Raw genomic sequence first — 13,760 nt, 5'->3', positions numbered from 1 at the left:
CAGCAGGTTGCAGAGAATGTGCTGAACCGTAATTTTGAGGCTGAAGCTCCAAACCAAAAATGGGTAACGGATGTAACGGAATTCAAATACGGAAACGGCAAGAAGGCGTATTTAAGTGCAATAAAAGATCTGTATGACAAGTCGATTGTTGCTTACGTTCTGGGTCATTCCAATAATAATTCGCTAGTTTTTAACACACTGGAATTAGCTTTGAAGGCAGCACCGGAGAGCCGAACCTTACTCCATAGCGACCGTGGTTTTCAGTATACCTCTCTGCATTTTAAAAAGATGCTGGACGATGCAGAACTGAAGCAAAGCATGTCCCGAGTAGGCTGCTGCATTGACAATTCGCCGATGGAATCCTTCTGGGGAACATTGAAATGTGAGAAGTACTACTTACATTCCTACCAGACCTTTGAAGAACTCCAAACAGATATTGATACCTACATTCATTTTTACAATAACGAACGGTTACAGGCAAAACTAAACGGCCTCAGTCCCATTGAATTTAGGACTAAGGCCGCTTAAACTACTTTTATTTTTTTTGCTGTCTACTTGACGGGGTGCAGTTCACAACCTATGGATGTCCTCTTTTTTTATTATAAGTTCGTAATATTAAACCTAATTCACGAAGGAATACATAATTGTTAAACGCTATCTTGAATTCTAGAATGATGTTATTGGCATCATGTTACTTTTTTGGTTTCAAAATCATTCTGGGAGGTTGTCCTAATGAAGCGAAGGCCTATTTATGTTGTTCTTATTCTGTTTATTGTATTAGGTTCATGGTTGCTGCTGAATCACCGGGAAAATAACAGCGCCTCGGAGAAGCAAGTGCAGGAAGTGCTGCCTACGAGTACTGTTGATACTAACACAACAATGGCTAACGTTACTGTAAATAACAGAGAAACTCCGGTGCAGTACTTGGATCCCGCATATAAAGTTACAGTGAAACACGATATTTTGTATGCAAGTAAGAAAAACGAGACGGATGCTGAAGAACCGCTGAAGCTCGATTTGTACCAGCCCATTGGAGACGATACCAAACAGAGGCCAGTATTTATTTTTATTCATGGCGGAGGTTATACCGGAGGGGATAAGTCTGATGCAGCAGATTTTTCCGAAGGCCTGGCAAAACGGGGATATGCTGTTCTCGCTATTGATTATAGGCTAAAAAAAGATCCGTTTTTCAATTTTACTCGCACACTTAATGATGCGAATGAGGATATAAATGATGTGATCAAATGGGTTAATGAGCATGCGGAGACTTATGGATTGAACAAGGAACGTATAGTTATTGGCGGAGATTCAGCAGGAGGTCATCTGGCCATGAACTTTGTGAATCTATCCTTAGCAAGAGATCCCTCCCTGGTTAAGTCTGTATTTTCCATTATAGATATTTATGGTGGTGAACTGACAAGAAGTGCTGACAGCAAGCTGCCGCCTGTCCTAATTATTCATGGAACGATAGATAAAATGGTGCCGTACCAGCAAAGTGTTGACCTAGCCGCTCAATTGAAAGAGAAAGGTATTTATCATAATCTGCTCACGCTGGAGGGAGTCGGACATGATTATAAAAATGAAAAATACATCGATGAAATTATGGAGACAACAGCACATTTTCTGTGGAATGTCATGAACAGTTCGGACCTTGCGAGTCTTCCGGAAAATTCGGGGATCACGGTTGCTTCTGGTTCTGCTTTTGATATTAAGCTGCCTGAAGCTTATCGCAGCGCATCGAAGGAGCCGCTTAATATCGATTTGCCAGAGGGATGGCTGCTTAGTGGAGAAGACGAAGGTTCGCTGCGGATACAGGTTCCGGAAAGCTTGGTGCGCGGAAACGATTCGCTGTTCGTCTCTCGGGGTGCAGATCCTACAGTGGCATCAAGCTTCACTATGAATATCAACGTAATCGATCCGCTGGCAGTGTATTACGAGACTTTTTATGAGGAGTCTACTAAGGAGATAAAAACCTACATGGATGTTACTAATCAGTCTACAAGCAATTTCAGCGGTTCAGTGGAAGCTGATTATGAGACGGGACGATCTACCCGAGGTACTTATGCTTCGACTGTGGAAAATCTGGAGCCGGGTAAGAGCGTTCGTCTTGAGATTCCTGAGCTGGCAAGAGGCCAGCGGTCGCTTAAAGTTTTTAATGATATAGGTACCTTATTGCAATCGACAGTTGATTCTTTTAACGTGCTTCTGTTGCCGAAACTCAGTCCGCCTGTCCAAATCGATGGCAACTTGTCGGACTGGGGGAATCAAGCTCCCTTTGATGTGAAGGATGTCAAAATCATGGGCTGGCAAGGAGAGCAGGATCTCAGCGCCAAGGGTTCCTTAGCATGGGATGCCGACAATCTTTACCTTGGGGTAGAAGTTATCGATGATTATCATGCACAGTCAGCATCAGGAGATGCCATCTGGAGTGGGGACAGCATCCAGATTGGAATTGGCATTGCCAACGGGGATGGAACGGTGCCTTCTGAGTACCATGAACTCGGTGTGGCTCGCGGAGATACGGGCGAATTACTCAAATGGTGCTGGTTGGCACCAAAGAGGTTTAATTTGGGTGATGTTATAGAATTACAGTATGCCGTGGAACGTAAAGATTCAAAAACCAGCTACGAACTAGCCATTCCCTGGCGTGAACTAAAATCCGACGATGTACAGGTGAAGCCAGGAATGAAGCTGAAATTTTCGTTATTGGTCAATGACAATGATGGTGAGGGGCGTAAGGGCTGGGTGGAATATAACAGCGGCATTGGTTCGGCTAAGGATGTTGATGCTTTTGGTGATCTATTTGTGCATTGACATATTCTGCTGTTAACACTATGATATGAATGAAAAAATAATTATTCATTCACGGAGAGACGAAAAGTGGAAGACAAAAAAACAAAGATATACGAATGTGCGAAGGAGCTATTTAGCAATAAAGGCTTTAAAGACACGAATGTTTCTGGCATTACCACAATGGCTGGAATAGCTGTAGGAAGTTTTTACAACTATTATCCCTCTAAGGAAAAGCTTTTTATGGATATTTTTTTAGAGGAAAACGAAAAGCTCAAAAAAAGCTGTATGCAATCGCTCGATATGAGCCAAAGCCCATTAGCACTAATACGGCAGATGATGGTGCTTAATTTGGAAGGTATGATAGCCAACCCCATTCTTAAGGAATGGTATAACAAAAGTGTTTTCGCAAAAATCGAACAGTTGTACCGGGAAGAAACCAACATTCAGGTAAACGACTTCTTGTATGATAGCTTCCATGAAATCATTAAGCAGTGGCAAGCCGATGGTAAAATGCGCAGCGATATGGATAGTAAAATGATTATGATGATCTTCGGCGCAATGATTAATGTGGAAACCCACAAGGAAGAAATCGGGCTGGAGTATTTTCCACAACTTTTGGACAATATGCTGGAACTAATTATGAAGGGTTTGACAGACTGCCCCTAATACACTTATGGTGCAGTTTTTTTTTTAGTGAAATGAATGAATTATTAAATATTCATTCAAATTTTAAATCAAAAGGAAGGAGGCAAGCAGGTGAGTAAGAGAAGAGGAAAAAAGCGAAAATTCAATAAATGGATTATTGTTCTCAGCATTCTATGCGGGATTACAGTCATAGGTTGGATAGGTGGTATTCTCTTATCTGCTCCGGGAAGGCATGAAGTTCAGCAGCTTACTATCCACGCCATAGATATACAGAAACTGCGGGAGGGCAGCTATGTGGGGGAATACATTGGCATCAAAGATCATTCCAGAGATACCAAGGTGAAGGCCATAATATCTGCTGGACGGCTGTCAGATATCAAAATACTCAAAGGTGCCTTGGACAAAACAGGGAACCCTGCTGAACTGAAGGGTGGGCTAAGCATTGGTGATTTGTTTGGTCATGTGATTGAATCGCAGTCTCTTCAGGTGGACGTTATCAGCGGGGCAACGCTTACCTCTAAAACACATCTTAAGGCACTCGAAAATGCCCTACTGCAGGCGGAGACGAAATAATTCATTTTAAGGAGAATTTATATGAACATTGCAGTCATTTCGTATTCATTCACAGGTAATAATGAAGCATTAGCAAGGAGTGTGGCGAAAGCGTTGTCGGCTGAATATATCCGAATCTCGGAAGCTAAACCCCGAACACTCGGTAGGATTACCTTTGATATGATTTTTGACAGGATACCGTTGGTTCAACCGAAGCCTGAGCAAATAGGAAAATATGATATTATCCTATTTTTTGGACCGGTTTGGATGGGGAAAGTGGCCACACCGCTCCGTGCCTATTTAGAGTACTTGAAGAAAAATCCGCAAAAGTATGGTTACCTTTCAATCAATGGTGGAGCTGACGGTCCAAATCCGAAGGTGCCAGGGGAGCTTAGAAAAAGAACTGGAGCAGACCCTGTTGTATTCATCGAGCAGCATATCGCAGATCTGATATCAGCAGATCACAAGCCTGCACGTAAAGATACCTCAGCTTATAAGTTAAATGAGGGCGATATTAATCAATTAACTGGAAAAATAGTGAAGAAAGTAAGGGATATGATCTAGCTTTTAAGCTCCAGCGAGACGAACAGAGAAACGGCAAAGCTGCCGTTTTTTTTGTTTTCTCTGCAATCTGGTAGAAATTGTTCTATTATAAAGTGTTCCTTCAATTCGCTAGATGGTATGATAGGTATGGGAGGGAATTATAAAATGAACAATGAGACGACTAATGAAAATGAAATAACAAATGAGAATGAGGAAGTAAATGATAATACAGAAATGTCTGAAGAGGATATGGCGCAGCTGCTAAAGGCTGTTCACCATAACGGCCTTGTAGCGTTGAGAGTACACTTTAAAGATGTTGAAGGACAAGTATTGAACATGGAAGCCTACGGCCCTGTTTTTGTTTTTCACGTGAAAACTGAATTAGATCAGGTGTATTCTTGCGGATTTTTTCTGCGCGAGTTAATTGCAAGATTCCAGTCGGGTAAGGATCCGGCAGCATGGATGGCCTCATTCTTCGTTGAGCTGATGAAAATTGAGGGAGGCAAAACACTTCCAAAACCACCAGCAAGTGAAGAAGAAGCAAAAGGGATCATTGATAATGTGTTAGTTCCGCTTTGTATTGAGGAAATTACCCAAGAATTTGCTCCAGAAAAAGTGCATGTCGGGCTAGCTTGGAACGAGAAATTGGGACCAGTCTTCGAGGCTGGATTTCCAGCGATCACCGATGGGAATAACGTATGCGCATTCCCGCTTCATCTGTTGCTGACTCATTTGCAATTGAACCGGGATCCATCCGAACTGCTTGTTCAAGGCATGTATAACATCCGCAAAGAACATGGATTGGAGTAAAACAGGCTCTGAGTCCTGACCATCCATAACCCAAAGAAACGGCAGAAATGCCGTTTCTTTTTCTTTTGACATTCAAAGAGTAGATCCTTGCTTGATGAATTCATTCATATCTACTTTGAGCTGATAGCTTTAAGCTGATAACCTGCTGCTTGAAGGTTTCGTTCACATCATCTACGGACTGTATAGCGCTTATCTTTGCTTTTTAGCTCCATTTACCGAACTCGCGGACCGTATAGCACTTATTGTCTGTTTATTGCCTATAAAAGTAGGAGGATTAGCCAAATAGTTGCATCTCAGTCCGTTAACAGAAGAATTCTCTTGAAAATGAACCAATAACGTCTCCTCGGTCCGATAGGCCTTGGTGTTGCTGGATTATATAAAGAAACTGTCAATACTTTTCAGATAGTTTAGGATAAAATTTCATTTACGGAATACGTTTGCGGACCAAGCTATATGTACAGCACCACTATACTTTTTTAGAAAAATAAATGAAGGCGTGGTACAAGATGAAATATCTAGTTTCAATTCTACTAATTGCTGCAGTGATAGCATCGGGTTGTTCTAATTCCACTCCCATCCCTCATCCAACTTCTAATCAGGAAACTTCTCCTTCTCCTGATTCTTCAGATAACCGCAGAGGAGATACTGTGTTCCTCAACAAAAATATAGGTTGGAAAGCAGTCTATCATTTTCAAGGAATGTCACGTGAAGATATGGAGCTTTATACAACTAGTGATGGGGGAGAGACTTGGAAGGAGATTGGGGATAGCTTACAAGCAGGAAGTACTATTCCTAGCGGAGTGAAATCGGGAATTACTTTTGTTAACGAAAAAGAAGGCTAGATTACAACGAATGCGCCTTGGCAGGGAAAAGTTGGTTTATATAAAACAATGGATGGTGGAGTTACCTGGAGTGAACAGACTGTCACAGTGCCGGATGAGTTAGTAAACTCGCAAATCTATGCTTATCCTCCCCTCTTTCTTACGAAGGATCAAGGAATCTTAATTACTCGGCCCGCTGAAAATGAAAATGAACATACATTGTTATATATAACGATAGACGGGGGACAACATTGGAAATCATTCCTTGACCATCATAAGGATCAGTATGCTGGTATCGCATGGACGCTCTCAGAGAGTATGGCGACGGTAAAAGACGCAGAGAAAACCTGGACATTAAGCATGCAGAACTATGGAAAATGGTCCCTTTAATCGAAATGTTGGCATATTGCGTTTAGAAAAGACGTACACATCAAATGAAGCGAGGCGTTAACCTGACTCTGGCTGTTATAGCTGTTTATGGGATAACGTTTTGTTTTATCCATTATTCGAAACCGGTTTCAAATGTGCGAGCGCGCCGCGCAATGAAATCAGTAGGAGGAAAAGACGATGTTACGAAAAGGAAAAATGTTAAGTCTATTTCTGCTGTTCACCCTCTTAATTGCTTGGGTACCTACAGGGAGTTCAAGCGCGGCATCAAGCTGGAATCTGGCATGGAGCGATGAATTTGATGGGAATTCTCTGAACACTAATAATTGGTCGGCGGAAATAGGTACGGGTAGCAGCGGGGGTTGGGGAAACAATGAGCTTCAGTATTATACCAGTCGTCCGCAGAACCTGCAGGTAACGGGTGGGAATTTAGTGATTACTGCACAAAAGGAGTCGTACGGGGGGATGAATTATACCTCTGCACGGATCAAAACACAGGGACTCAAAAGCTTCACCTACGGAAAAATCGAAGCTAGAATCAAATTGCCTTCAGGACAGGGACTCTGGCCAGCATTTTGGATGCTTGGGGCGAATATTGATTCAGTGGGTTGGCCGAAATCTGGGGAAACGGACATTATGGAGCGTGTGAACAATAATGCTTTTGTTAACGGGACGGTACATTGGGATGCCAATGGGCATGCCGAGTACGGTCAGGTGTCTGGTAACCTCGATTTCTCACAGTACCATGTGTACAGCGTGGAATGGGATGCGAATTATATAAGATGGTTTGTAGACGGCAACCCATTTAATGCTTTTTATATTGAGAACGGAACCGGAAATACGGAGGAGTTCCAGAAACCTTTCTTCATCCTGCTAAACCTTGCCGTGGGTGGAAATTGGCCGGGAAGTCCAAATGCTTCAACTGCTTTCCCAGCTCAAATGCTGGTTGATTACGTACGTGTGTATCAGGCTGCGCCTACCTCAAGCATCGTTAGTGGTGGGATTTACACTTTAGCTGACAAGGCTAGTGGCAAGGTTCTGGACGTAGTGGATGTATCCACAGCAAGCGGGGCGAAAATGCAGCAATGGACCAATTACACTGCCAATAATCAGAAATTTAAAGTGGAGAGTACAGGCGACGGTTATTACAAGCTTACGGCAGTGCATAGTGGAAAAGTGTTGGATGTGCCGAACTCATCAACCGCGAGCGGTATACAGCTGCAGCAATGGGATGATAATGGTACCAACGCTCAGCGATGGAGCATTATTGATGTTGGAGGGGGCTATTATAAGCTTATTTCAAAAGTGAGCGGATTAGCCATGGATGTATCCGGAGCATCAACAGCCGATGGTGCAGCAGTTCAGCAGTGGACGGATAACGGGAGTGATGCTCAGAAATGGTTTTTTACAAAAGTGAACTAAAGAAATGCCGCCCCATATCAAATGGGGCTTTTTCTAATCGGTCTAATCGGTCTAATCGGTCTAATCGGTCTAATTTGTTTTAAATCGGCTAAAAGAATAGGGGTTAAGTTCAACTGAACAATTTTTATTTTCTGCTTGTTTCTTTTTCGGGTGAGGTGTGGTTTTAAAGGGCTGCTTTTCCGTTTTCTTCGTCTGATTTTGGCTCTGGTGATTCTCCAAGGGGTTAGCTTTAGGAATTGCTGATATAGGGATGAACCCGCGGAATCTTTATTCCAGCATTTATCATCTCCGGCAAAATGGATGATTTTGTTAGTGAAATCATGGTCCGGAATGTTTGTGTTGAACGAATTAAAACGGATATCAAGGGGGAGGTAATTCCCACCAAAAACTGCATTCAGAACATCCTGATCTGGCATGGTGACATCAGGAAAGGTACGTAGGAAGGTTAGCATTTCTTCGTACCAGTTGGTATTCTGGCGGATATTATGCAAAGAAAATAAAATCACTCCGGAATTAAAATAAAGATCAGGATTTAATCCCTTAGCGCTCACAATATGAGCAACCTCTCTAATTCCCTGGTCCCAAATTGCAGCCAAATACTTGTCATTCAGTTCAACCTGCCATAATTCAGTAATGTCCATATTCACTAATACATCGCAGTCCAGATAGATGATTTTGTCCACGGGTATTAGTGCAGGAAGAAGCAATCGATACATACATGCCTGCGTCCATACATTAATGGAGTTAACATTGGCTAGCACCTGAGTTAGATCATCAGGCATAGTGATTGAATAAAAGCTAAGGGTATGATTATGTTTTGTAGTTAATGCGCTAAGCCTGCGCTTATTAGTTTCACTTAAAGAAACATCATGTAAAATATGAATATGAATTGGGGAACTCGTATGATGAAAAATTGACGCTAGAACGACTCCGGCATGTTCAGCATATTTCCCATCCTTATCTTGAAAAGCCAAGGCGATATCGATCATTTGATTTATCCTCTCTTCACGTTTGTGTACGAATGTACCACAGTATACGTTCGCCTTGATCAGAGGACAGAGACATTAAACCCAGAATATTCACCCAATTTCATGTGAGCACCAAAAAACCAAGTGCTGAATCTCAGCAACTTGGTCGGCTAAGGACTTCAATCTTTATTTTCGCAGCTTAATTTGATCTACGTGATGATTGTTGTCCTTATGCATTATAAGATCCGCACGATTTCGGGTGGGCAGAATATTTTGCTGCAAATTAACGTAGTTTATTTCTTTCCAGATCCGCTTTGAAATTTCAATAGATTCCTCTAGAGACAGCTGTGCATATTTTTTGAAATAAGATTGTTCATCTTGGAAGGCAGTATCTCTGAGCTTAATAAACCGATCAATGTACCATGTCTCGATATCGTTCACATCAGCATCCACATAAATAGAAAAATCAAAGAAATCAGATACAAAATAGTTAGGCATATTATGATTATTTGTAATCGCAGTCTGAAGAACATTTAAGCCCTCAACAATTAGAATATCCGGATTCACAATCGTAATATATTCATCTGGCACAATATCATAAGTTAAGTGAGAGTATACAGGGCTTTGGACCCGCGGCACCCCAGACTTCACATCCGTTAAAAAAGAAATTAAACTACGTGTGTCGTAGCTTTCAGGAAAGCCCTTTTTCGTCATTATACCGCGCTTTTCCAGCTCTGCGTTGGGATGTAGAAACCCATCAGTCGTAACTAAATCCACTTTTGGATGGGAAGGTAATTGTGAGAGGAGTTTTTGTAGGAGTCTGGCCGTAGTGCTTTTACCAACAGCGACACTTCCCGCGATACCTATGATAAATGGACCTTTTTTTAGATCATTGTTTAGAAAGTGATTTATAGACTCATTAAATTTATGAGCAGATAGAAGTTGCAGATTTAGTAAATTGGACAGAGGAAGATAGACTTCGTTAACATCCTCGCTGGAGATTTTTTCATTAATACTTTGGACTTCCATAAGTTCTTCTTCTGATAATTGGATAGCGGTGAAATCGCTTAGTTTTTTCCAATCCTCACGTAAATAAAGTGTATATGCTGAATTATTCACCATTAAATTTTCCACATCCCTGAAGTTTTTAGAGATTTCTTATGCACTTAGGTATTATAACCGTTCATACAGCTTCATTCCATTCATTGTAATCGACATTATTATGGACATTAAGGAGATTGCATTTCAGTAAATGGGAAAATCAATTAAAATATAGAATATTAGGAAAAATGGGGTGGGGCAATGGGAGTTTTTCGAAAAGTTGAATTATTGAAGGATTACACACGCACGGAAACGTTCCAAGAAGAGTCAGAGGGAAGGAAAATAGTTATAAGTATTTATTATCCGGATACAGAGGGTGTATTAAATAAAAACGCATCTGCAATGAAATATATGGAGCTTTTCGGGCCCTGTCAACAACAGGCGAGAGATCTTCTACAAGATATTGGCATGAACATGGAAATCATAAATACATTATCTACCTCAATCAGCGATCGGACCTTTCAAAGCAAATCCAAACGCTCCTATCCAGTCATCATCTACTCACCTGCATTAGGTTTAGATAGAGATATGTATATTTATAATATAGAAGCGCTGGCCAAGCAAGGTTTCATCGTGGTAACGGTCAGTGCTGCGTACGAAGCTATGTTTACTGTTTGCCCTAGTGGAGAATTTATTAATCAATCCGAAGCCATGAGGCAAATAAAAGCTGCGGATTATACCGATTTACATAACTTAATTTCCATTCGAAAAAAAGATATCCAATACGTTCTGGATCACCTGTCCACGCTTAATTCTATGGATAAAGATGTGAAGGGCTTATTTGATATGAATAAGATTGGTATTATCGGCCATTCCATCGGCGGTGCTACTGCATTAGATTTAACTATGGAAGACGATAGAATTAAAGCTGCTATTTTATTAGATGCAAGCATGCACTTATATATTGAGAATGAAGAGAAGAACAATACTGTGCCGCTTCTTGTATTAAGGCAAAAGGCCTCGACCTTAAAATCCTTAAGTAATATATTACAGGAGAAACTGGCAAATGATTTCATCAAAGGACAAGAGGCGCTTTTTCAGAATTGGAACGGATATAAATCTTTTCTGAAAATACGAAAGGCTACACATATGTCATTTAGCGATCTGCCCCTTTATGAGGAAGGAGAGAATTTAAAACAAAGAACCTGTGAAATTCATACTTGCCTAAATGAGCTTATAAGTAAGTTCCTTTTGGAGCATCTTTTAGATCAGGGGCAAGGTTATTCGGCATTAATTAGTAGGGTTCATAAAGATTTTTGTGAGATCCATGGTAGTGGAGAAGAAATTCTGTGAATTAGCAATAAACTCTCCTTTGTTTATACCGATAAACATATATAAGGGAGGGAATTATGAATGCATTCTGCTCAGTCTAATGAGAAAATATGTAATCATATTGAAAAATACATAGGTGTTATTGATAATGTTTTTAAAGAAATTATTTCAGGTGTTCTGTCGATAGATATTCTAATTCTTGATCCGACGCCTGAGCGGAACTTCTATACTTTAATTACTTCTGGAATGAGCGAATTACCGATGACGGTGCCAGAAGGTGCAGAAGAATATCAATATGCTGAGCTAATGATTTGTCTCCCTCCTACCTGGAAGCTGTCGGATGAGGCGTTTAAGGATGAACGGAATTATTGGCCGATTCGAGCCCTGAAAACAATGGCTAGGTTTCCGCATGAATATAATACATGGCTTTATATGGGGCATACGCTTGTGAACGGGAATCCCGCCCAGCCTTATAGTGAGGATACAGGATTTCAAGGGATGTTCGTTTGGGTTCCAGATGTAAAAGATAAAGCCGGTTTCTTTAATTTAGAAATGACCCATGAGAAAGTGGTGCACTTTTATACGTTAATTCCGCTCTATGGGGAGGAGTTAGATTATAAAATCAAGCATAGCGAGGAAGAGTTACTACACAAGTTAAATAAGATTGGGGTTACGGATGTTTTGGATCCTTCCCGTAAAAATAGTTGTAAGAAGTTATGGGGACTCTTTTAAATACAAGAAAAAACGGCTGAGAGCCGTTTTTTTATTTTTTGATTCCAAAAGCAATCCAGCGACCATCCACATCTTCGATCACAAATTCCTTGTTATTATAATCGGTGTTTGATAAAGAACGAACAATATGAACACCGGCGGCTTCGAACTCCTTCTCCAACTCTTCTTGCTGCTTCGTAATAAAATAGGCATCGTATCCATAACCGTACAACTCTCGATTGGGAATGACCTTTTGTCCATGGGATTGCGTAAGGATAATCTCTGTATCGTCACGATACAAACAAAGATGTGGTTCTTGTGTATCTAAATAGGGCACAGCTTTAAAACCTAAGTACTGGCTGTAGAAGGCAGCGGTTTGCTCAATATTCAACGTAGGGAAAATACTATGTGATTGTAAGAGCTTTTTGTCCACGAGTGAGGTCATCCTTTCAAAGAAAAAATAGATATCCATATATTACCTTAAGATAGAAGTTTCAACAATACACGGAGTTTCCATTTAGCAGAAGATTATTCACGGTTGACATCATCGCTATTCTATAATAATATACATGCATGAGCATGCATTTATAAATATTTTATATAAGATGAACTTAGAAACTCATGTTCACTGGAAGCATTGATCATACTATACTTAGTTTTTTATAAAGAGGAGAGATATCATGAAGGACTTATTCACCCCGTATGAATTGAAGGATTTGAAGCTGAAGAACCGCGTGGTTATGCCTCCAATGTGTCAGTATTCAGTGTCTAACAAAGACGGAATTGCTACGGATTGGCATTATAATCATTACGTAAGCCGCGCTGTTGGCGGAACCGGATTAATTATTATTGAAATGACGGACGTGGAGCCTGATGGCCGGATTACTGATTTTGATCTTGGTATTTGGTCTGATGAGCAAATTCCTGCACTGGCTAGAATCGTTGAAGCTTGTCATTCTTATGGCGCTAAAGTAGGTATTCAAATTGCACACGCCGGACGTAAAGCAGAAGATGCAGCAGTTCCTGTATCCTCCTCTAACGTTCCTTTTGATGCTGACTCCAAAACACCACGTGCCTTAACAACTGAAGAAGTGAAAGCTATGGTTGAGAAATTCCGGTTGGGCGTGAAGCGGGCGATACAAGCGGGATTTGATGTTATCGAGCTTCATGGAGCGCATGGTTACCTTATTCATCAGTTCCATTCCCCTCTAACCAATCAAAGAACAGATGAATATGGCAAGGATTTAACACTGTTTGGTACAGAAGTTATTCGCGCAGCAAAAAGTGAAATGCCGGAAGGAATGCCATTGATTATGCGTATCTCCGCTCAAGAATATGTTGAGGGCGGGTACGGTATCAAAGAAAGCTTGGAATTTAGTAAAGCTTACAAAGAAGCAGGCGCAGATATTTTCCATATCAGTGCAGGTGGTGAAGGTCCTATCGCAGCTGCCGGGAAACCAGGGACGCATGCAGCTTATCAGGTTCCTTTGGCCAGAGAAATCAAGTATGGCTTGAATGTTCCGGTTATTGCGGTTGGCAGATTGGATGAGCCTGTACTTGCTAATGCCGTGATTGGGAATGAGGAAGCTGATCTTGTTGCCGTGGGCCGGGGCATGTTGAGAAATCCATACTGGACGCTGGAAGCAGGGGTTGAGCTTCAGAAAGATGCGGGTATTCCCAGACAATATTCTTTCGGGTTTCCAAGAATTAATGGGTAAAGACTAATTTAAATAGT

General features: G+C 41.2%; 15 protein-coding genes. 12 read left to right on the top strand and 3 right to left on the bottom strand.

Annotated elements, in window-relative coordinates:
• The 9 genes from MHI15_RS27415 to MHI15_RS27375 form a co-directional block, all read left to right on the top strand.
• A partial coding sequence (locus MHI15_RS27415; protein WP_341165138.1) for an IS3 family transposase occupies positions 1-528 on the top strand: 528 nt, incomplete at its 5' end.
• 204 nt (positions 529-732) lie between these two features.
• A complete protein-coding gene (locus MHI15_RS27410; protein WP_341165137.1) occupies positions 733-2,814 on the top strand; it encodes an alpha/beta hydrolase fold domain-containing protein in 2,082 nt (693 codons plus the stop codon).
• Between the two features lie 66 nt (positions 2,815-2,880).
• Positions 2,881-3,459: a TetR/AcrR family transcriptional regulator gene (locus tag MHI15_RS27405; protein ID WP_076124944.1), complete on the top strand. Its 579-nt coding sequence runs from the start codon at positions 2,881-2,883 to the stop codon at positions 3,457-3,459.
• A 90-nt stretch (positions 3,460-3,549) separates the two neighbouring features.
• Positions 3,550-4,011 (top strand): FMN-binding protein, encoded by a 462-nt coding sequence (locus MHI15_RS27400; protein WP_076281008.1) that lies wholly within the window; start codon positions 3,550-3,552, stop codon positions 4,009-4,011.
• 21 nt (positions 4,012-4,032) lie between these two features.
• Complete coding sequence (locus tag MHI15_RS27395; protein ID WP_076124948.1) at positions 4,033-4,554, top strand: flavodoxin family protein; 522 nt, start codon at positions 4,033-4,035, stop codon at positions 4,552-4,554.
• 144 nt (positions 4,555-4,698) lie between these two features.
• Positions 4,699-5,343: a hypothetical protein gene (locus tag MHI15_RS27390; RefSeq protein ID WP_076107537.1), complete on the top strand. Its 645-nt coding sequence runs from the start codon at positions 4,699-4,701 to the stop codon at positions 5,341-5,343.
• Positions 5,344-5,849: 506 nt separating this feature from the next.
• Positions 5,850-6,185, top strand: coding sequence for a hypothetical protein (locus tag MHI15_RS27385; RefSeq protein ID WP_341165136.1), 336 nt, complete (start codon positions 5,850-5,852; stop codon positions 6,183-6,185).
• A 48-nt stretch (positions 6,186-6,233) separates the two neighbouring features.
• Positions 6,234-6,554, top strand: a complete 321-nt coding sequence (locus tag MHI15_RS27380; protein ID WP_341165135.1) for a hypothetical protein — start codon at positions 6,234-6,236, stop codon at positions 6,552-6,554.
• A gap of 177 nt (positions 6,555-6,731) precedes the next feature.
• Positions 6,732-7,973: an RICIN domain-containing protein gene (locus MHI15_RS27375; RefSeq protein ID WP_341165134.1), complete on the top strand. Its 1,242-nt coding sequence runs from the start codon at positions 6,732-6,734 to the stop codon at positions 7,971-7,973.
• A 17-nt stretch (positions 7,974-7,990) separates the two neighbouring features.
• Here the strand turns inward: MHI15_RS27375 and MHI15_RS27370 are convergent, their stop codons facing one another.
• A complete protein-coding gene (locus MHI15_RS27370) occupies positions 7,991-8,962 on the bottom strand; it encodes a glycosyltransferase family 8 protein (protein WP_341165133.1) in 972 nt (323 codons plus the stop codon).
• 165 nt (positions 8,963-9,127) lie between these two features.
• Positions 9,128-10,063 carry a type I pantothenate kinase gene (gene coaA, locus MHI15_RS27365; protein WP_341165132.1) on the bottom strand — a complete coding sequence of 312 codons (936 nt, stop codon included), beginning with the start codon at positions 10,061-10,063 and terminating at the stop codon, positions 9,128-9,130.
• Positions 10,064-10,270: 207 nt separating this feature from the next.
• Between coaA and MHI15_RS27360 the strand changes: the two genes are divergently transcribed.
• Both MHI15_RS27360 and MHI15_RS27355 read left to right on the top strand, forming a co-directional pair.
• A complete protein-coding gene (locus tag MHI15_RS27360) occupies positions 10,271-11,335 on the top strand; it encodes an alpha/beta hydrolase (protein WP_341165131.1) in 1,065 nt (354 codons plus the stop codon).
• Positions 11,336-11,395: 60 nt separating this feature from the next.
• Positions 11,396-12,046, top strand: a complete 651-nt coding sequence (locus tag MHI15_RS27355; protein WP_076184305.1) for a suppressor of fused domain protein — start codon at positions 11,396-11,398, stop codon at positions 12,044-12,046.
• 31 nt (positions 12,047-12,077) lie between these two features.
• Here MHI15_RS27355 and MHI15_RS27350 read toward each other — a convergent pair whose 3' ends face one another.
• The gene (locus MHI15_RS27350) at positions 12,078-12,458 is read right to left on the bottom strand and encodes a VOC family protein (protein WP_076098496.1); all 381 of its coding nucleotides are present in this window, start codon (positions 12,456-12,458) and stop codon (positions 12,078-12,080) included.
• A gap of 247 nt (positions 12,459-12,705) precedes the next feature.
• Here MHI15_RS27350 and MHI15_RS27345 point away from each other — a divergent pair, with 247 nt between their 5' ends.
• Entirely contained in the window at positions 12,706-13,743 is a 1,038-nt protein-coding gene (locus MHI15_RS27345; protein WP_076124961.1) for an NADH:flavin oxidoreductase/NADH oxidase, read from the top strand.
• The last annotated feature ends 17 nt before the right edge of the window (positions 13,744-13,760 follow it).

The sequence above is a fragment of the Paenibacillus sp. FSL H7-0918 genome, from assembly GCF_038007025.1.
GTDB lineage: Bacteria > Bacillota > Bacilli > Paenibacillales > Paenibacillaceae > Paenibacillus_AQ > Paenibacillus_AQ odorifer.
The sequence above is the reverse complement of the archived record's forward strand: the minus strand, read 5'-3'. Positions and strand labels throughout refer to the sequence as shown.

What these genes read in the sequence shown, in the direction of transcription:
- MHI15_RS27355 (WP_076184305.1), top strand. Translation starts at nt 11,396, where the DNA reads ATGCATTCTGCTCAGTCTAATGAGAAAATATGTAATCATATTGAAAAA.
- MHI15_RS27375 (WP_341165134.1), top strand. Translation starts at nt 6,732, where the DNA reads ATGTTACGAAAAGGAAAAATGTTAAGTCTATTTCTGCTGTTCACCCTC.
- MHI15_RS27380 (WP_341165135.1), top strand. Translation starts at nt 6,234, where the DNA reads ATGGATGGTGGAGTTACCTGGAGTGAACAGACTGTCACAGTGCCGGAT.
- MHI15_RS27345 (WP_076124961.1), top strand. Translation starts at nt 12,706, where the DNA reads ATGAAGGACTTATTCACCCCGTATGAATTGAAGGATTTGAAGCTGAAG.
- coaA (WP_341165132.1), bottom strand. Translation starts at nt 10,063, where the DNA reads ATGGTGAATAATTCAGCATATACACTTTATTTACGTGAGGATTGGAAA.
- MHI15_RS27410 (WP_341165137.1), top strand. Translation starts at nt 733, where the DNA reads ATGAAGCGAAGGCCTATTTATGTTGTTCTTATTCTGTTTATTGTATTA.
- MHI15_RS27395 (WP_076124948.1), top strand. Translation starts at nt 4,033, where the DNA reads ATGAACATTGCAGTCATTTCGTATTCATTCACAGGTAATAATGAAGCA.
- MHI15_RS27390 (WP_076107537.1), top strand. Translation starts at nt 4,699, where the DNA reads ATGAACAATGAGACGACTAATGAAAATGAAATAACAAATGAGAATGAG.
- MHI15_RS27385 (WP_341165136.1), top strand. Translation starts at nt 5,850, where the DNA reads ATGAAATATCTAGTTTCAATTCTACTAATTGCTGCAGTGATAGCATCG.
- MHI15_RS27370 (WP_341165133.1), bottom strand. Translation starts at nt 8,962, where the DNA reads ATGATCGATATCGCCTTGGCTTTTCAAGATAAGGATGGGAAATATGCT.